Annotated in this window: 13 protein-coding genes; 8 read left to right on the top strand and 5 right to left on the bottom strand. The window is 40.4% G+C overall.

Annotated features, from left to right (window positions below):
* Window positions 1-50: 50 nt before the first annotated feature.
* Window positions 51-695: a class I SAM-dependent methyltransferase gene (locus NSTC731_RS11855; RefSeq protein ID WP_445630974.1), complete on the bottom strand. Its 645-nt coding sequence runs from the start codon at window positions 693-695 to the stop codon at window positions 51-53.
* 128 nt (window positions 696-823) lie between these two features.
* Between NSTC731_RS11855 and NSTC731_RS11850 the strand changes: the two genes are divergently transcribed.
* Window positions 824-2,482 (top strand): ArnT family glycosyltransferase, encoded by a 1,659-nt coding sequence (locus tag NSTC731_RS11850; RefSeq protein WP_445630973.1) that lies wholly within the window; start codon window positions 824-826, stop codon window positions 2,480-2,482.
* A 10-nt stretch (window positions 2,483-2,492) separates the two neighbouring features.
* Here NSTC731_RS11850 and NSTC731_RS11845 read toward each other — a convergent pair whose 3' ends face one another.
* Window positions 2,493-4,151: a hypothetical protein gene (locus NSTC731_RS11845; protein ID WP_445630972.1), complete on the bottom strand. Its 1,659-nt coding sequence runs from the start codon at window positions 4,149-4,151 to the stop codon at window positions 2,493-2,495.
* A 507-nt stretch (window positions 4,152-4,658) separates the two neighbouring features.
* On the opposite strand from NSTC731_RS11845, the gene NSTC731_RS11840 reads away from it, so the two are divergent.
* From NSTC731_RS11840 to NSTC731_RS11820, 5 genes are all read left to right on the top strand, one after another.
* Complete coding sequence (locus tag NSTC731_RS11840) at window positions 4,659-5,126, top strand: MarR family winged helix-turn-helix transcriptional regulator (RefSeq protein WP_445630971.1); 468 nt, start codon at window positions 4,659-4,661, stop codon at window positions 5,124-5,126.
* A gap of 159 nt (window positions 5,127-5,285) precedes the next feature.
* On the top strand, window positions 5,286-6,752 hold the full coding sequence (locus NSTC731_RS11835; protein WP_445630970.1) for an HlyD family efflux transporter periplasmic adaptor subunit: 1,467 nt from the start codon (window positions 5,286-5,288) through the stop codon (window positions 6,750-6,752).
* A 270-nt stretch (window positions 6,753-7,022) separates the two neighbouring features.
* Window positions 7,023-8,282 (top strand): MFS transporter, encoded by a 1,260-nt coding sequence (locus tag NSTC731_RS11830; protein WP_445630969.1) that lies wholly within the window; start codon window positions 7,023-7,025, stop codon window positions 8,280-8,282.
* Window positions 8,283-8,467: 185 nt separating this feature from the next.
* Window positions 8,468-10,063, top strand: a complete 1,596-nt coding sequence (locus NSTC731_RS11825) for a DHA2 family efflux MFS transporter permease subunit (RefSeq protein WP_445630968.1) — start codon at window positions 8,468-8,470, stop codon at window positions 10,061-10,063.
* Between the two features lie 48 nt (window positions 10,064-10,111).
* Entirely contained in the window at window positions 10,112-10,693 is a 582-nt protein-coding gene (locus tag NSTC731_RS11820) for a Uma2 family endonuclease (protein ID WP_445630967.1), read from the top strand.
* Here the strand turns inward: NSTC731_RS11820 and NSTC731_RS11815 are convergent.
* Window positions 10,690-11,469, bottom strand: a complete 780-nt coding sequence (locus tag NSTC731_RS11815) for a Uma2 family endonuclease (RefSeq protein WP_445630966.1) — start codon at window positions 11,467-11,469, stop codon at window positions 10,690-10,692. The genes NSTC731_RS11820 and NSTC731_RS11815 overlap by 4 nt on opposite strands.
* A gap of 390 nt (window positions 11,470-11,859) precedes the next feature.
* Here NSTC731_RS11815 and NSTC731_RS11810 point away from each other — a divergent pair, with 390 nt between their 5' ends.
* Complete coding sequence (locus tag NSTC731_RS11810) at window positions 11,860-13,656, top strand: GmrSD restriction endonuclease domain-containing protein (RefSeq protein ID WP_445630965.1); 1,797 nt, start codon at window positions 11,860-11,862, stop codon at window positions 13,654-13,656.
* A 296-nt stretch (window positions 13,657-13,952) separates the two neighbouring features.
* On the opposite strand, the gene NSTC731_RS11805 is transcribed toward NSTC731_RS11810, so the two are convergent.
* Both NSTC731_RS11805 and acs read right to left on the bottom strand, forming a co-directional pair.
* Window positions 13,953-14,633 carry a tetratricopeptide repeat protein gene (locus NSTC731_RS11805; RefSeq protein ID WP_445630964.1) on the bottom strand — a complete coding sequence of 227 codons (681 nt, stop codon included), beginning with the start codon at window positions 14,631-14,633 and terminating at the stop codon, window positions 13,953-13,955.
* A 265-nt stretch (window positions 14,634-14,898) separates the two neighbouring features.
* Entirely contained in the window at window positions 14,899-16,872 is a 1,974-nt protein-coding gene (gene acs, locus NSTC731_RS11800) for an acetate--CoA ligase (RefSeq protein ID WP_445630963.1), read from the bottom strand.
* A gap of 581 nt (window positions 16,873-17,453) precedes the next feature.
* Between acs and NSTC731_RS11795 the strand changes: the two genes are divergently transcribed.
* Window positions 17,454-18,986, top strand: coding sequence for an adenosine deaminase (locus NSTC731_RS11795; RefSeq protein WP_445630962.1), 1,533 nt, complete (start codon window positions 17,454-17,456; stop codon window positions 18,984-18,986).
* Window positions 18,987-19,026 lie beyond the last annotated feature (40 nt).

Below are 19,026 nucleotides of genomic sequence, written 5' to 3'. Positions count from 1 at the left end.
AAGCACTAAAGTGCTTACTACAAACCCTCTTGTACTAGTGAATATTTGGTTTAACTACGGTAAGCTATAACGGCATAAAACGGATCTCCTCCAGCTGCACCCAACCACTGTAAGATATTCGGTAATGTTGATTTATGAGCTATCACTTCTGCGGTTGTAAATCCTGGAACTGAGGCGAAATACTCTTTGACTAATTCTACTCGCTGCGCCTCTGAAGCCTCCCGCCAAGCTTGAATCGCCTTTTCAAAAAACATCCGGTTAGAAAAGCTGATAATTGCAACACCACCGGGTTTCAAGATGCGGTAAATCTCGGAAAATACTGCTTCTGGATATTGCACATATTGCACAGATACACAATTGAGAACAGCATCAAAATCTCCATCTGGTAAAGGTAGCTGGGGATTTTCGTTAAGATTTTGCACAAAGTAATGATTTAAGCGGGGATTTCGTGCTAATTCCTCAGCGTTGAGTCCGTGTCCCTCCACATGGTCAAACTGCATCTCTTCTGGTAGATGAGACACCCAACTGCTCATCATATCAAAAATGCGAGTGTTGGGTTTGAGGCGATCGCGGTATAAATCCGTTAGCTGTTGAATAAATCCTTCATCAACATGGGTGACGAAGCGAGGATAGGCGTAGAACAGTTTATCGTCTGTGTCATCTAATTTCAGGCGCTGATTCGGTCTTAACTGCATAAATCTCTGTTTTGGAGTACTGTTTCCGAAATTTGCGGCAATTTCAGATATTTTTTCACAAACACTATGTAACATATTTTAATAACAGCAGCATACCTAAATAGCAGCATTCAATTTTTATCAATTTAATGTTATATAAACTACACTTCTTACAGCATATTTGGCGACAAATCCGCCTAATCGCATCATTACCCTATTTTAGTTTGTTAGTTTGGATACTGCCCTTATTACTATTTACTTCTGGACATAATAGCCTGATGGCACATGATGAAGGACTTTACGCATCACGTGCCCGTCTGATGTTTGATTCTGGTAATTGGATAACTCCTTGGGAAACAGCACATCATAAAACTCCTGGCCCTTATTGGTTAATTGCCAGTTTTTACAAGCTGTTTGGTATCAGTGATACTAGTGCGCGTCTTCCTAGTATGATTGCTGCCATTTTTAGTTTGTGGCTTGTGTATGAAATTGGCAAAATTATGCTAGGCAAAAAATTAGGTTGGCTAGCTGCTGCAATTTTAAGTGTGGAATTTCTCTGGTTGCAATACTCTCGCTTAAGTACACCTGATGTACCGATGGTTCTCTTGGTGCTTTTAGCTATTTTGTCTTTAATTAAAACGGAGTTACATCCCAAATATCGCTACTGGTGGAGTTTTCTAGCTGGTTTAAGTTTAAGTTTAGGCTTCTTAGTTAGAAGCTTTATGATTTTTTTGCCAATTATAGCTTTATTACCTTACTTAATTTGGGAACATCGCCGTCATCGTCATCTTACTAACCCAATTTTATATTTAGGTTTTTTCGTAGGTTTAATACCTACCTGTGTTTGGCTGTGGTTAAGCTGGCTGCACTACGGAAATAATAGTTTTGAGGAGTTACTTAAGTTTGTTGTACAACTAAGTTCTGAAGAACGGGACTCTAATGGGCTACTATTCTATGTCTGGAATATTCCTGTAAAAGCATTTCCTTGGGCTTTTTTTGGACTTTTAGGTTTGTTTTTAACTCTCCGTCGTCCCATTCCTCGTTACCAGTTAATATTAGTTGGCTTTCCACTTGTTTTCTTTATAGAAATTAGTATTTTTAGCACTCGTTTATCTCACTATAGTCTTTGCCTTTATCCGTTCATCGCTTTGTTTGCATCTGTGGGTTTAAGTTGGTTAGGCAATATTTACCAGACAGAAATTCCCGCACACTTCCCTCTTCAAAAAAGTAAAAAAAAGATATTGAACCTCTTTGCAAGAAATCATTTTCCCCGAAACCTCAGTTATGGCTTGGGTGGATTAGGTGTTTTACTTGTTATAGCGAGTATTGGCATTTTTAGCTGGGGTAGTTCTGATATCCGCAAGTATGCAAGTATTGGCTTGGCTATGGGCTTGGGTTGGTTAATTTTACCTGTGGTGTGGATTGCTCGTTACCACTTTGACAAAAAGCTTCTCACAGCGCGTTATTGGATTGCAGGTTGGCTAATTCCCTGTTGGTTGGCTTTGGCGGCGATGGGTAGTATAGGGCTTTTGAGCGATTATAATCCTGCTTTAAAAACTTTTTTACAACAAAGTGCGATCGCTCCAATTCTCCAATCTCATCCTACGTACTATGTGGAGATGGACGCTAAAACAAAAGTATTGCTTAATTTCTATCTTCCTACTCGCCCGCAACCAGTAGTGTCTATTTCCCAAGTACCAGCTTTGAGCTATGCTTGGATCTATGCTAACCAGTCTTCTCAATTATCTCGACCTCACCGCATTATCGGCGCTGTCAAAGAGTACCAGTTGATTCAAGTTCTTCCCTAAGACATTATATTCAAGTTTTCGCTACTGCTTTGATACATTCTGTTTTCAGAAGGACTAAATTATCAGTCTCAATAACTGCACAAGAGTTAATTAATGTTGCTAAAACAGGTAGAGCCTTCTGTAAATTTGCGTTCGCTTGTTGTGCTGCTGGCTGATATTGTTGTAGCCAAGTGTTTTTAGTTATAAATTCTGGAAGGAATGCAGAACGTTCTAATAACCAAAAGGTTACGTGGTATTTTTGAATAAAGTCTTTAATCTGATTAATATCATTAGTATATTGGGCATTAATCAGGTCAATCATCCGCTGGCGAAATTGAGCGTAATATTTTGTATGGATAGGTAATGCATATTCTTTACCCACCAAAATTGTTCTTTGAGCAAAGATGGGTATGTTATCTGCTTCTTGGGAAGTAGAGGCTATGACAATATTTTGCGGTTGCTTTTGCAAAAAATTATATAATGTTGGGGCTTGACCTTCTAAATAAGGGGTTTTGGGAAAAACTTTTAAGCTACTAGGGTACAAAATCAGTCCTGCACCAAGGAGAGTAATAGTCCCTAAGATGAAAATTTGTCTGCCATTTTGTCTTGACCATCGCAATGTAGCATCTAAAATTAAGATAATAGAAATTGCTGCTGCAAGAGCAAGTACTATCTTAAAAGTATGATGGGTGTAGCGGCTAGGCCAGTGCAGTTTAAAAGCTAAGGCATGGGCAGTAAAAAACATGATTAAACTAGCTATTACTACCTGTAGTAATATTTTGACTTCATCCTTTAGTTGTTTGGTTAGGAGAAAGTGAGACTGGAATTTCAGGATAATTGGTAATAATAAACCAAATAATAGTTGAGGGGGTGCAATTAAAGCAAAAAAACCGCTATCTCTACCATCAAACCAATAACTAATAATATTATGAGTAAAATACCTGAATCTTCCTCCATCCCAGTACTCTGGCATAGTTCTTGCAACAGCAGCAGTAATTGTCGGGCCAAATTGTGATGATTGAATAGTATAAGGTAAAATTAGGATGCCAGCAGTTATAGCGGCTGCTACAAATAAAATAAAATCTTTTCGGTGATGAGAAATAGTTATCTGCCCATTCTGCCAGCGAAACAATCTCAAAAGTAAAATTAATAAATTGATAAAAGCTACGATCGGGTAGATTAAACATTGAAGCGCAAATACAATTAATATACCAAATACGGAACCCCGGATTAAATAATATATAAAAGCTAAAAAAACGGGATAAATAAAATCTCTAGGTGTAGCAGAAAATAGGTCATCATGAAGGCAAAGGCTTTGATTTAAAAGTAAAGAGGCGATAAACCCTGCCATTGGTACTGGTAATATCTCCATACAAACTGCAAAGCAATAGCTAGTTGTAATTAATCCCAGTACTAATGGAAAAATTTTGCCAAATAAAATTGGATCTATATTTAAGGCTGCAATTATTTTATAAACAATACCATACCCAATTGGTGTCACCGATTGAAAATAATCGGCAATTAAATCCCCAGGAAATAAATCTGGGTTAAAGTAACGATAGACCCAAGAAATATATTCCCGTGCATCGTCGCTCACTATATATTTGCTGGTGAAAGCTTGTCGCAGTCCCAGAAAAATATAACCAACAGCAAAAGTTAGACTGAGACTGTACCAAAAAATAACAGTCAATCTAGATTGATGTCTGCTTTTTTGAGTAATAGGTGCTGTTAGAAATTTTTGTAATAGTGAAATTAGCATTGCACGCGTCTATGTCTGAATAAATTATGTTAATTAGGAAAATTAAAAGCTTTTTTCAATTTTTCTGATTGTACAATCTTCAAGTACTGAGCGATCGTTTATAAAGTTAATAATTCTAGCAACGCTACCGAGAGAACGATCGCTCCATTCTCAGCCTACCTAATATGTGCAAATTGACAAGAAAACCCAAGTAATACTTGATTTCTATCCTCCCATTCATACCCAACAAGTAGGCTCTATTTCGCAAATACCAGTTTTGAGCTATGCTTGGATCTATGCTGACCAGTCCCCTAAATTGCCTCGGTCTTACCGCATTATTGGTACAGTAAAAGAGTACCAGTTGATTCAAACTCTTCCCTAAGATAGATGTAAAGCAACTATTGCTAAAAAAGATTAATTTAGTTATGATAATAGTACGTGTACGAAGTATTTTGCTAAATGGTTTCTACATCTAATCACTCCCCAACCTTAGAGTCGTGGCAGCACAATCTGGCACCATACAATTTGGGCTACAGAATCAAATTAGTCTCACAACTGCTGAGTCGCAAGTTTACTGAGAAGCTAGAACCCTTTGGACTGACGCCATTTCACTGGTTGGTGTTGTGCTGTCTTTGGCAAGAAGATGGTTTACCTACTTCTAGTATTGGAGACAAACTCAAACAAGTGGGCGGTACTTTAACAGGCGTACTAGATCGGATGGAAGAACGCGGTTTGGTGCGTCGCGAACGCGACACTCAAGACCGGCGCATCTGGCGAATCTGGCTCACGGATGCAGGAAAGGAACTAGAGGCTGTTTTACCACCAATCGCCGCAGCCGTGCGTGATGAAGCGATGGACGGTATTTCCTTTGCCGATCGCGAACTGTTTTCCCAAATCTTGAATCGGGCGATCGCTAACCTATCTTAAAGATGATTTTATAATCACCCGACCGGGGGAGGCTATATAAAGATTTATTTTGAGATAATATTACGCATACTAAGGAAATAAAAATTTTTCGGGAAATACTACGCATTCTAAATAAACGATTGTCAATCAAATTATTGAACGAAGAAGAGAGCTAAGAATATGGGTGCTAATACTTTAAACGGACGCAACGGACACAAAACTTTAATTTTAGAAAAACAATTGATTCCTGATACTGAGACTTTAGAAACTGTCACCACAGAGACACCTGCAACAGCAGAAGCACCTGTTGTAACTCCTGAGATCGAGAAAGAAGTTCCACCGAAGCGGAAAAGACCGACTGGTTTAATTTTGGCAGGATTAGGCGTGGGTGCGATCGCCGCAGGTACTTTTGGTCTTCACTACTGGCAATACGCCTCTACCCACCAGGAAACAGACAACGCCACCGTCGCGGGAAATATTCACCAAGTTAGTAGTCGCATTCCCGGAACTGTAAGTGAAGTGCTGGTGAATGACAACCAACTAGTGCAACCGGGACAATTGTTGGTGAAGTTAGATCCACGGGACTATGAAAGTAAGGTGCAACAAGCACAAGCCGCCCTCGAAAATGCTCGTGGTCAAGCGCAAGCTGCTCAAGCAAATATTGCTTTAAGTTCACAAACCACCACTGGTAAGACAACTCAAGCACAAGGAGATGTCAGTGGTGCAGTAGCAGCAATTTCCACAGCCCAAGCAGCAGTACAAGAAGCTCAAGCTGGGATACCAGCAGCGCAAGCTGAAGTCAGACTAGCCGAAGCAGGGATTCCTGCCGCTCAAGCGCAGGTAGCGCAAACAAATGCGAATTTGGAAAATGCTCAAGCAGATTACAATCGTTACAACCAGTTGTATCAATCAGGTGCGATCGCTCGCCAGCAGCTAGACGCATCCAAGGCCGCTTTTAACGTGGCTACAGCACAAAGGAACGCTGCTCTTCAGGGAGTACAACAAGCTCAAGCCAGGTTAGCCTCTGCGAGAGTTGGTGTCGCCAAAGCCCAGTCTCAATTAGCACAAGCGCAAGAAAATGTCACCAACGCCCAAGCTAAATTGGCAGCATCTAAGGGAGGATTGCAACAAGCTACCGCCGGCGGACAAGATACCACAGTTAAGCGTAGTCAATACGAAGCGGCAAAAGCAGCGATCGCCCAATCAGAAGCATCGCTGAAAGACGCACAATTGCAACTATCTTATGTAAATGTTACCGCCCCCAGTGCTGGACGGGTAGGTAGGAAAAATGTGGAAGTTGGCAACCGCGTCGCAGCAGGAACACCATTAATGGCGATCGTCGATAACAGCTATTGGGTAGTTGCGAACTTCAAAGAAACTCAATTAGAAAAGATGCGCCCAGGAGAGCCAGTAGAGATCAAGCTAGATAGTTTCCCTCATCACACCTTTACGGGTCGTGTTGACAGTATTTCGCCAGCTTCCGGCGCTCAGTTTGCTTTATTGCCACCCGATAATGCTACAGGTAACTTTACTAAAGTCGTCCAACGCATTCCAGTAAAAGTAGTTTTCGACCAAAAGAGCATTCAAGGATATGAATCGCGGATTACTCCTGGGATGTCTGCGGAAGTTGCGGTGGAAGTCAAGTAATACCATGTTCCCCAAATTACCCATAATAAAAGAACCCCACCCCCAGCCCCTCCCCGCTTTTCGGGAGGGGGGACAAAGTGTAGCTTTGGCGGGGTGGGGTTCTTGGGGTTTAGTAAGTAATCAACCGGACATCATTAAATACGAAATTGCCTGTAAACAAGATGAAAAACTTCTTTCTGCTTATGACATTCTCCTACATCTAAAGAGAGGCGTATAGAGATGAGGTGAGATGATATCTATGAAAGCAGATTGGTATAAAGCAAGCCTAAGATGAAAAAACCGCTACTACCTGCATTAAGGTCAAGAAACTACCAACTGTTTTTTGCTGGGCAAGGTATCTCCCTGATTGGGACGTGGATGACGCAACTTGCCACAATTTGGCTAGTTTATGACTTGACAAAATCCCCATTTATGCTGGGAGTTGTGGGATTTTCTAGTCAAATTCCTAACTTTTTTTTAGCTCCCTTTGGTGGAGTATTTGTAGATCGCTTTTCTCGGTATCGTACCTTAATTGGTACGCAAGTCTTGGCGATGATTCAATCGTTAACATTAGCAGCGCTGGCGCTAACTGGAATGATTGATGTATGGCATATCATCGCCTTGAGTTTGTTTCAAGGATTTATTAACGCCTTAGATGCGCCAGCCCGTCAAGCTTTTGTGCCAGAATTGGTTGAACGCAGAGAAGATTTAGCCAATGCGATCGCGATTAATTCTACGATGGTTAACGGTGCTAGATTAATTGGCCCTGCGATCGGGGGTTTATTAGTTGCTGGGGTTGGAACTGGCTATTGTTTTTTAATTGATGGTTTAAGCTACGTTGCTGTAATTGCCGCTTTATTGGCAATGAAAGTTAAACCTTGGAAAAATTCGGTAACTGACGGTAATCCCTTACAAAAAGTCAAAGAGGGATTTGTATATGCCTTTAGCTTCCCACCCATTCGAGCTATCTTGTTGCTATCAGCTTTAGTCAGCCTGATGGGACTGCAAAACACTATTCTCGTCCCCGTTATTGCCGAACAAGTTCTCAAAGGTGGTGCAGAAAGTTTGGGTTTTTTGATGGCGGCATCTGGAGTTGGAGCCTTAACTGGTGGTATTTATCTAGCTACGCGCCAAACAATCTTAGGAATTGGTAAATTGATTGCCTTAGCTCCAGCAATTTTAGGAACTGGTTTAATTGCCTTTTCTTTGTCTCGATTTTTACCACTCTCTTTATTTACCATGTTATTTGTTGGCTTAGGAACAATTCTCCAAATTGCTGCTAGCAATACATTTTTGCAAACCATTGTTGAAGACGATAAACGCGGACGATTGATGAGCTTATACACAATGTCATTTTTGGGAATGATTCCGGTAGGTAATTTATTAGGAGGTTTTTTAGCAAGTCATATTGGCGCTCCCAACACTTTAATTATTGATGGAATAACTTGTATTTTAGGGTCAATTATTTTTAGCAGACAGTTACCTGCTTTAAGGAAAATAATGCGTCCAATTTATGAGCAAAAGGGGATTATTACGAATCCAGAAGTTTAAGATAAATAACCGTAGTTAAATTTATGAATTTATATATTATATTTATGTTAATTGGGCTTTCTATAGCAATGATTTTATAATTTTTAGCGTTGCTGATTCAAGCTCACGCAGAGGCAAAGAACATATTGGTATAAGATTTAATAATAAAATTTTTTGCTACTTAACCTCGAAACTGGAACAAAGTTATGGCTAATACAGGTGTAATTCGTCAGCAAGGGCAAAATCCTGCTTTACCACCAGAGCGTGTACCGCTAAAAACTTGGATTGGTGTATTAGCCAGTATGCTTGGTGCATTTATGGCGGTATTGGATATTCAAATAACTAATGCTTCGCTGCAAGATATTCAAGCAAGTTTAGGAGCAACTCTCGAAGAAGGTTCTTGGATTTCTACCGCGTATCTCGTAGCAGAAATTGTGGTAATTCCTCTAACAGGCTGGTTATCACGGGTGTTTTCATTGCAGCGTTATCTGTTAGTGAATACTGCACTATTTATTTTCTTTTCTATATGCTGTGCTTGGGCATGGGATCTTAATTCCATGATTTTCTTTCGCGCCTTGCAAGGTTTTAGCGGAGGAGTTTTAATTCCCACTGCTATGACAGTTGTCTTAACAACTTTACCTCAATCAAAACAATCAGTCGGACTGGCTGCATTTGGGTTTAGTGCAGTTTTTGCACCCTCAATTGGCCCGACATTAGGAGGTTGGTTAACCGAAAATTTTGGTTGGGAATACAATTTTTATATCAATGTAATTCCAGGCGCATTAATGCTGGCTGGTGTTTGGTATGGAATTAAGCAAGAAAAACCCCAAATTAATTTACTCAAACAAGGTGATTGGTGGGGAATTATTGCGATGGCTATTGGCTTAGGTTCATTACAAGTTGTTTTAGAAGAAGGTAGTCGTAAAGATTGGTTTGGTTCAGCATTAATTGTGCGTTTAAGTATAGTAGCAGTAATCTTTTTGGCGATATTTTTCTTTATAGAATTAACTCGTAAGCAACCATTTATTAATTTACGGCTTTTATCTAGACGTAACTTTGGTTTAGCCAGTATTGTTAATGTGTCGTTGGGAGTAGGATTGTATGGTTCAATTTATATTTTACCGTTGTATCTCGCTCAAATTCAACAATACAACGCTCTGCAAATTGGTGAAGTATTAATTTGGGCCGGTATTCCCCAACTGTTTATTATTCCCTTCATTCCAAAATTGATGCAACGCTTTGACGTGCGTTTCATGGTAGCTTTTGGTGTGACTTTGTTTTCCATCAGTGCATTTATGAACTCTGGAATGACTAATGAAACAGGGTTAGATCAATTACGCTGGTCGCAATTTGTGCGCGCAATGGGACAACCCCTAATTATGGTGCCGCTTAGTTCTATTGCTACTGCTGGTTTGAATCCGAAAGAAGCAGGATCGGCAAGTGGTTTATTTAATATGATGCGGAATCTAGGCGGTTCTATTGGAATTGCTTCTTTAGCAACTTTATTAGCAAATAGAGAGCAATTCCACTCGAATAGATTGGGTGATGGAGTATCTTTATATAACCCAGAAACTCAACAGCGAATTGACCAAATGACACAGTATTTTGTCAGTCGCGGAGCAGATTTAAGTACAGCACAAAATCAAGCGATCGCATCTATATCTAATATCGTCCGCCGGGAAGCATTTGTGATGGCTTTTAACGATTGTTTCTACTTTATTGGTATTGCTTTATTAGTTAGCGGGATTGCTATTTTATTCCTCAAAAAGGTGAAGCCAACTGGTGGCGCTGTTGCTCATTAGATTTGTTTTATAAGTTAAAATGTTTGATAAAACTACTAAGGTACTAAAATGGTCATTAGCCAAAGCGAGTACTATATCTCCCCAGAAGAATATTTAGAAGGCGAGAAATTTAGTGAAATCAAACACGAGTATATTGATGGGCAAGTCTACGCAATGGCAGGAGCAAGTGATGCTCATGTCACGGTTAGCATGAATGTATCAATGTTACTGCGAAACCATCTCCGGGGTAGTGGTTGCCGTGTCTATATGTTAGACATGAAAGCACAAATCGAGGTCATAAATCGCTATTTTTATCCTGATGTAATGGTGACTTGCGATCCACGAGATAAAGAATTTGAATATTTTAAGTCTCATCCTTGCTTAATTATCGAAGTGCTTTCTGAGTCAACCGAAGGCTATGACAGAGGGAAGAAATTTGCTAGTTACCGACACTTAGAATCGCTGCAAGAATATGTGCTAATTTCACCAGACAGAATGAGTGTAGAATGCTTCCGCCGCAACGAACAAGGACAGTGGGTACTTTACCCTTATGAACAAGAGAAAGAAGTGCATTTAGCTAGCGTTGATTTTCGGTGTGCGATCGCAGAAATATATGAAGATGTAATATTGACAGATGAAAATATTTTCTAATCTAACATTTCTGGGTCAATTCCTAAAGCGTTGAGTTGTTCAAGAGACAGAGTACGCAACTTCTCTGTAATTAAAAGCCGCTTCTGTCGTTCAGTTTCAGCTCTTTGTCGCTCAACTTCCGCCCGTTCCTCACCTGTTAGCAGTAAATTTCCTTGTGCATCCCACCACCGTAACCAAGGTAACTCTGCATTTTGATAAAATCCTTGCCAGATTCCTAGCTCTACACCCATAGGAGCAATTGGGTAATGTCCTCGTTCATTGGGTTGCATCAGTTGATAAGTATTATCGACTAGGTGATACACTTCAACCTGTGCTTTTGCTACTTCATAAATCCCATAATAAGGCACTCGAATTGCCTGCTCATAAACCCAAAACTTACCAACATTTCCACCTTCACCTTGAGATGGCGGTGTGTTATTTCGTTCTTCTGAACCATCTCCAGAGACAAATTCAATCACAATCAAGGGCGCAACATACTCCTTCCACAGCACATAAGAACGGCGCATTTTACCGTTAAGTGTCGGTGGTACATTGGGTACATAAAACCAGTCTGGTGCTTCAGCTCCTTTTTCAGGAGGTTCTGTCAATCGCCAGTAGATCCCAGAATCTTGTCCAATACAATATTGACCGTCAGTATGAAGTTTCTCTAAGACAAGTTTAATCGAGTCAGTCAGTAAAATACTTTGCGGATGCTCTTGCCAGTTCTTCACAAATGTACCATCTGAGTCTGGTAACTGCGTGTGGTCAGGTAAAGTTAATGCCGATAGGGAAGTCATAGTGATAGCCAAGATGTATCTAAATTTTATTGTAGATAGGCAATTTGGCTGTTTGGGATGATTGCATCAGTTACAATGATGAGTTTTTTAGGAATGTGATCAAAATAACTGGGTATTAACAGTTTACAAAATATTTATTGTGCTATATTATACAAAATATCTGGAAATTAAGAGTAAGCAATGAAATATAGCGCTTCCCATTTGTATGCAATACACTTTGACTTCTCTTTTAAAACGAAAGAGGCTTTGAATCTTACCCTCTAACGCTACAAGGGTTGGGGCTGCTCTTATTAAATCTGTATTGGACTCAATCGAGAAACGTTATAGCTATCGACTCTGTTTGAATTATGGTCAAAAATTTTTACTCTAAATCAAAGTAGAAAAGATATTATGAGCATTACTCCAAAAGGTACAAGTGTACTAGAGTTATACCGTCTTTATAGAACAGAAAAGTTAATTGTCAATCGTAGATATCAACGTAAGCTTGTTTGGACAAAAAGTGAAAAAACTCGTCTTATTGAAAGCTTATTACTTAATTATCCTATTCCATTAATATTACTGGGAGTATTTAATGATAGTGATGGAGAAGAAGTATATGAAATAATTGATGGTATGCAAAGACTTAATGCAATATTTAGTTTCATAGAAAATGAGTTTTCTGTCCAAGATAAATATTTTGATGTTACTAAACATCCTTTCGCATACGAGTTGAGTCAAGCAAAAGTGTTTAAGTCGGTAGATGCTAATAAATCCGCTTCCTGGGATTCTGATATTTGTGCAAAATTTTTAGAGTATTCCGTTGCAGTAACAATATACAGAGCCAATTTAATTGATGAAATTGAAGATATTTTCAATCGAATTAATTCAAATGGTAAACATCTATCACCTCAAGAAGTAAGACAAGCTGGAGTCACAACAAAGTTTTCAACTTTGGTTAGGTTTCTTGCAGCTGAAATTCGTGGGGATGTGTCACGAGAAGAACTTCCTCTCACTGAAATGCCTGAGATTAGTATTGATGCCAAATCTATTGCTCTTGGATATGGAGTCTATGCAGAAGATACATTTTGGTGCAATCAAGGAATACTACGTATTTCTGGCCTTCGAGATAGTGAGGATGAACAGTTACTAGCAGATATAATACTTTCTATAGCATTAGGAGAACCTTTTGCAGCTAGCAAAGAAAACTTTGATGCTTACTATGGAAAAGGCGATAATAATAAATTAGACAAAATAGAATTGGCTATTGCCAAATATGGAGAAGATAATCTTCAACAAGATATAAAAACAGTTTTATCTCATATATTAAATGCTATTAATGCTGTTAATATATCAAAACAAAATAACTTTTTAAGAAATATTTTAAGTCGTAAATCTGGAGGAAGTAATCCAGTCAAAGAGCCTTTTTATACATTATTTATGTCTTTTTATGAACTTATTATCAAAGAATCTAAGGAGCCTTTTGAGTACGAAAAAGTTTTTGCTGCTGTTCAAAATTTAATAACAAAAATTAAAATGAGTCCTACTGTTAAAACGGAAAATAGAATCGACAATATTAATCTTACTAAAGGATTAATTCAAAATTATTTTAAGCATTCTAATAGTCCAACTCGCAGCAGTGGATCATATGCTATTGATTTTGAAAATTACTTGAGACGCTCAAAAACTGAAGCACCTAATTATGATTTTAAACAGGGATTGTATACTTTAGAAGATAAAAATAGAAGATTTGATGATCAAAACTTAGAAAAAATTATACAAAATATTGCTGCAATAGCAAATTTAGGAAAAGGAAAAAAGGGATATATATTTATTGGTGTTACTGATAAAGAACAAGATACTCAACGCATTGAAAAGTTGGACAATATTACTGCTCCTCGTTTTTTTACATTTGGTATTGTAGGTTTAGAGCGAGAGGCACGTTTAAAAGATATTAGCCTTGATGACTACATTCTTTCTATCAGCAGAAAAATTCGCGATTCAAAATTACCAGAATGGTTAAAGACAGCAGTTAATACAAGTTTAACTCCGCTTACATATATGGAACATACAGTATTAATGATTGAGATTAAAGCTGGTAATGAGCCTGTATGGTATGGAGACAAGCTTTATATTCGTGATGGACATGAGAAAAAACCACAAGAAGTATCTGGTGGGCAAACTGCTGCGGTTTACAATCTCTTCAGATGAAAGCTTCAAACATAAGTGCAATCACACATCATTACTTACCTATTTTTATAATCCATTTTTGCATTTTCATTGCAGGACGCAAAGTTTCTAAGAAACTTTGCGTCTTTGCATGAAATTATCCTTATCCTCCTTCCCACAACTTATTCTAGACAAGCCTATCCTTTAATATTGAGTATCGTCACATGTTTCTTACTGCACGATCAAATTCCCCAGTAATACCGCATAATCTTACCCGATCGCATTTCTAGCAAAGCATCTTTAAAGCCGATCGCAGCAACTCTTCTTAACTATGATTTTCATGAAACACCAGAATCATCAGCAGTTTTGATCTCTTTTAAAATTCGTTCTACTTGGTTAACTTTTTCACCTCTATTCTGTGATTTGAAAATATTTAAAGCTTTTTCTAAAGAAGATAGCGCCTCATCTTTTTTATTTGTTTGCCACATTGCTAGCGCAAAATTAGTCAGTGCCTCGCCATAATTAGGATTAATTTCCAGAGCTTTTTTATATTCAGTAATGGCTTCTTGCCAGCGACTTTGACTTGCGTAAACCATACCGCTTGCATTGTAGGCTAGAGCATATTTTGGCTTCAGACGAATGGCTTCTCGATAGGCGCTAATTGCTTCTTCTGATTTTTTTTGCTGAAAAAGCACATTTCCTAATTGAAAGTGCCCAAAAGCATCTTCTGGGAATTTTTTAATAAATTGGCGTAAATTTTCTTCTGCACCTTTAAAGTCTCCTTGACTATACAGAGCATTAGCTTGTTGGATTAGCTGCGATCGCTCTGGTGTATCTGTACCTGAAGATTGGGCGATTTTTTGTGGTTGTCTCTGTGCAAGCTGTTCTGGCGAATGCAAAGAAACTTTTCCAGGAACCGCTAACACTAATGGTGATATCCCCATTACACTGAAAATACTCAGCATCATGCAGCCAACAGGTTGAACAAATGCTGATTTGGATTTGCACTTCACCTTCATCGCCCTGAATGCCTCAATAATGTTCTAATCTTTATGATAAATTGGCCTGCGTTAGCGCGTAATGCATCACAAGAGAGACGATAAGGGCGCACATATATATGCGCCCCAATACTTGTCGGGTTTTGGGGAAAAAGGGCAGGGGAAAGGGGAAAGAAAAAACCTTTAACCTTTACCCCTTAACCTTTTCCCAAATCCAATTCCGAGTTAGAAATCCACAAAGCGTCCAGTATTGATATGCGCCCTTATTAAGCTAATTTGGAATTATTTACACACCTTCTCGTAACTTATCCAACACACCCCGATCTTCCAATGTCGAAGTATCTCCAGATACCTCTTGTCCGGCGGCTAGATTCCGCAGCAAGCGCCGCATAATCTTACCCGATCGCGTTTTGGGCAAAGCGTCTGTAAAGCGAATTTCTCCCGGACGTGCGATCGCACCGATTTCTTTGACAACGTGCTGCTTGAGTTCTTTACTCAGTTCTTCACTTCCCTGATAAGTGCCTTCTAAAGTCACAAAAGCCACTACTTCTTCACCCTTAAGTTCATCTGGCTTACCCACTACCGCCGCTTCTGCAACTGCTGGATGCGAAACTAAGGCTGATTCTACTTCCATTGTACCGAGTCGGTGTCCTGATACATTCAACACGTCATCCACACGACCCATTACCCAAAAGTAACCGTCTTCATCAAGTCTTGCGCCATCACCAGCAAAGTAAGTATAGTTACCATTTTGGGGCGGAATGTGTTCCCAATAAGTGCGGCGGAAGCGTTCTGGATCGCCGTAAACTGTCCGCATCATTCCTGGCCAGGGATGGCGCACCGCCAAATAACCACCTTCCTTATTGGGTACGGTGTTTCCTTCTAAATCCACGATATCTGCAATAATTCCAGGGAAGGGAAGGGTTGCCGAACCGGGTTTAGTGGGAATTGCTCCTGGTAGCGGTGTAATCATGATACCGCCGGTTTCCGTTTGCCACCAAGTATCAACTATTGGACAACGTTCTCCACCTATAACTTTGTGATACCACATCCAAGCTTCGGGGTTAATCGGTTCGCCGACGGTTCCCAGCAAACGCAACGAAGACAAGTTTCGCGCATTCGGATGTTGTTCGCCCATCTTAATAAATGCCCGAATTGCTGTAGGTGCTGTATAAAAAATATTCACGCCGTATTTTTCAATTACATCCCAAAAGCAACCAGGATTAGAAGCACGGGGCGCACCTTCGTACATTATCGTGGTTGCACCGTTGGAAAGAGGGCCGTAGACAATGTAGCTGTGTCCAGTAATCCAACCGACATCTGCGGTACACCAATATACATCTGTATCTTGGATGTCGAATATCCACTTGGTGGTGATATGGGTATACAGATTATAACCAGCAGTTGTATGCACTACACCCTTCGGTTTGCCGGTGCTGCCAGAAGTGTAGAGGACAAACAGCATATCTTCACTGTCCATCGGTTCGGCGGGACAATCGGCTGATACACCTTTTTGCAAATCATGCCACCAATGGTCGCGTCCGCCCAACTGCATATAAGTTTCTTGTCCGGTGCGCTTGACAACGAGGACATTTTCAACGCTGGGAACAGCACCGTCAGCCAAGGCTTTATCTACTTGTGCCTTGAGAGGAACGATCGCATCTTTGCGCCAACCACCATCAGCCGTGATTACCAGTTTAGCTTGAGCATCGATTAAGCGATCGCGCAAAGCTTCGGCACTAAAACCACCAAATACTACACTATGGGGTGCGCCGATTCGGGCACAAGCTAACATGGCGATCGCAGCTTCGGGAATCATTGGCATATAAATACCAACGCGATCGCCTTTTTGTACGCCTAGTTGCTTCAATACATTGGCAAATTGGCAAACTTCCCGGTGCAGTTGGGCGTAGGTAAGGGTACGGGAATCACCTGGTTCTCCTTCCCAAATCAATGCGGCTTTATTTTTGCGCCAAGTGGTGAGATGTCTGTCAAGGCAGTTGTAAGAAATATTCATCTTAGCGCCAACGAACCACTTAGCAAAAGGTGGTTGCCAATCTAATACTGTGTCCCATTTTTGGAACCATTCTAATTCTTTTCCAGCTAAATCTGCCCAAAATTGCTGCGGATCGGCTTTGGCTTTGTCACAGAGACGCTGATAGTCATCCAGACTTTTGATATGGGCGTTCTGCGAAAATTCTGAACTAGGATGAAAGAGGCGGTTTTCTTGTAGGATTGATTCTATAGTTGGTTGAGACATGATTACATTTACGAACGGTATTGTTACTGAAAACTATTTTTAGCTTAGTTGTGCTAGACGCTGTTTAGATTTTCGTTAAGCTAGATAAAAATTGCCGAGTTATTTAGTTTACATTCATTTTCATCTAGAACTTATCAGTTGATACCATTATTAAGTCTGAATGAATCTCTAGATGCAATAGAGTTATTAAGGAATGCATCCCAGTTTTTATTTTGCACTGAAAGAATAACTATCATTGCGATCGCGCAGCGTCTTGTAGAGAGGAGGAACTACGAACGCAAGTGCGTGTTGCAGACAAGCAATCGTATGGACTAGTTCTTAGTTGGAGATTTTGCGATTGCTTCTCTACGAGATGCTACGCGAACGCTTCACTTTGGTTCGAGTGGGCGCGAAGTCAGCGGATCTGCTGGCAATACTAATGTTAAAAAATGATAAATTCTGATTGACCTAAATAAAATTAATTAATACGTATCTATCTTAGGTTATAGTTTATTTGGCTTATAAAGATTGATAGTTGATAGTTTTAAACAGCATGATAACTACACTCATACTGGCCATGTTTTACAAAAAAATAAATCTATATGCGTAGACGAGCGCCCTTATATTATTTGTTTTTAGGAGTATTAACGAGTTCTAGCTGTTTTATCTTCAGTGTAGCAGCCCAAGTCCCATCTAATTCGCAACAAACCTCGACTCGGAGTGAAGCTCAAGCTGCTAGTTGGTTTGAAGCCCATCGCGCACAGTCAGGCGCTTTACGAGCATTTGTACAGCGAATGCCGAAGGGAGGAGATATCCACAGTCATCTCAGCGGGGCTGTGTACGCAGAACACTATCTAGAGTGGGCTGCCACCGATGGGTATTGTGTGAATCCAAAGGTAGGGACTTTAGTTGAACCTAAAGCTTGCGGTCAGGACAGTAGCTATTTTCCAGCTTCAGAATTGTTAAACCGAACATCTGTTTATGATTCCTTAATAAATCGTTGGTCTACTCGCAACCTCCAATTTGCTGGTAAATCGGGACACGACCAATTTTTTGAAGCTTTTAGTGGTTTTGGGCCAATATCAGACTCTATGAGCCGTCGGGATGATATGGTCGCGGAAGTAGCAAATCGGGCAGCTTCGCAGCATATTAATTATCTAGAGTTAATGCTTACCGTTCAGGGCAGTGAGGTTCGACAGCTAGGGCGTGAAGTTGGTTGGAATAAAGATTTGCAAGAGATGCACCGTCAATTGCTCAAACGAGGATTAACCAAGCTAGTGACACTGGGCAGCCAGCAATTTGTACAGTTGGAGAGCGAAGTCTCGAAAACACTCGGTTGCGGCACTCCATCAGCACAGCCTGGATGTGCAGTGACGGTGCGCTATTTGCAGCAAACGACAAGAACAAAGTCGCCCGTTGAAGTGTTTGCTCAGTTAGCTTATGCCTTTGCACTAGCTTCATCGGATTCGCGGGTAGTTGGCATTAATCTCGTCGCCCCAGAAGACAACCCGATTGCACTGCGCGACTACACTCTGCAAATGCAAATGCTGCAATTTTTCAAACGCCAATATCCAGATGTCAAGGTCGCACTCCATGCAGGAGAGTTAACTCTGGGTTTGGTTCCGACCGAGGATTTACGTTTTCATATTCGGCAAGCTGTAGAAGTGGCACAGGCATCTCGCATCGGACATGGCGTGGATATTCTTTTTGAGGAGCGTCCCTTCGAGTTGATGGAGCAAATGCGGCGACTCGGCGTGTTGGTCGAAATCTGCCTGACCAGTAATGAAGTCATTTTGAATGTCCAGGGAGATGAGCATCCTTTTAGGGAGTATTGGAAGGCTGGAGTACCAATGACCCTTGCTTCAGATGATGAAGGCATTTCCCGCATTGATTTGAGTCATGAATATCTGTTAGCGGCAACGAGATATGGACTAGGATATAAAGACCTCAAGCGACTGGCTCGCAATAGCTTAGAATATAGTTTCGCTCCGGGAAATAGTCTCTGGAAGTCGCCTGAGTTTAAGGCAATGGTTGGAGCTTGTGCAAGCGATACCCCTGGTGAAACCTCTGTTTCTCAAGGGTGCAGTGCTTTTTTGCAAAAGAGCGATATCGCGCGCGGATTCAATGGCAGCTAGAGTCGGAGTTTGCTCGGTTTGAGCCATTGCAGAACTGGCT

Source organism: Nostoc sp. DSM 114167 (genome assembly GCF_052692655.1).
Note: the sequence above shows the minus strand (reverse complement) of the source record. Positions and strands in the feature narration are given on the sequence as shown.

Excerpts from the sequence above, each read along its gene's own strand:
- NSTC731_RS11820 (WP_445630967.1), top strand. The coding sequence starts at position 10,112 with ATGGTCATTAGCCAAAGCGAGTACTATATCTCCCCAGAAGAATATTTA.
- NSTC731_RS11795 (WP_445630962.1), top strand. The coding sequence starts at position 17,454 with ATGCGTAGACGAGCGCCCTTATATTATTTGTTTTTAGGAGTATTAACG.
- NSTC731_RS11855 (WP_445630974.1), bottom strand. The coding sequence starts at position 695 with ATGCAGTTAAGACCGAATCAGCGCCTGAAATTAGATGACACAGACGAT.
- NSTC731_RS11850 (WP_445630973.1), top strand. The coding sequence starts at position 824 with ATGTTATATAAACTACACTTCTTACAGCATATTTGGCGACAAATCCGC.
- NSTC731_RS11840 (WP_445630971.1), top strand. The coding sequence starts at position 4,659 with ATGGTTTCTACATCTAATCACTCCCCAACCTTAGAGTCGTGGCAGCAC.
- NSTC731_RS11825 (WP_445630968.1), top strand. The coding sequence starts at position 8,468 with ATGGCTAATACAGGTGTAATTCGTCAGCAAGGGCAAAATCCTGCTTTA.
- NSTC731_RS11835 (WP_445630970.1), top strand. The coding sequence starts at position 5,286 with ATGGGTGCTAATACTTTAAACGGACGCAACGGACACAAAACTTTAATT.
- NSTC731_RS11830 (WP_445630969.1), top strand. The coding sequence starts at position 7,023 with ATGAAAAAACCGCTACTACCTGCATTAAGGTCAAGAAACTACCAACTG.
- NSTC731_RS11810 (WP_445630965.1), top strand. The coding sequence starts at position 11,860 with ATGAGCATTACTCCAAAAGGTACAAGTGTACTAGAGTTATACCGTCTT.
- acs (WP_445630963.1), bottom strand. The coding sequence starts at position 16,872 with ATGTCTCAACCAACTATAGAATCAATCCTACAAGAAAACCGCCTCTTT.
- NSTC731_RS11815 (WP_445630966.1), bottom strand. The coding sequence starts at position 11,469 with ATGACTTCCCTATCGGCATTAACTTTACCTGACCACACGCAGTTACCA.
- NSTC731_RS11805 (WP_445630964.1), bottom strand. The coding sequence starts at position 14,633 with ATGAAGGTGAAGTGCAAATCCAAATCAGCATTTGTTCAACCTGTTGGC.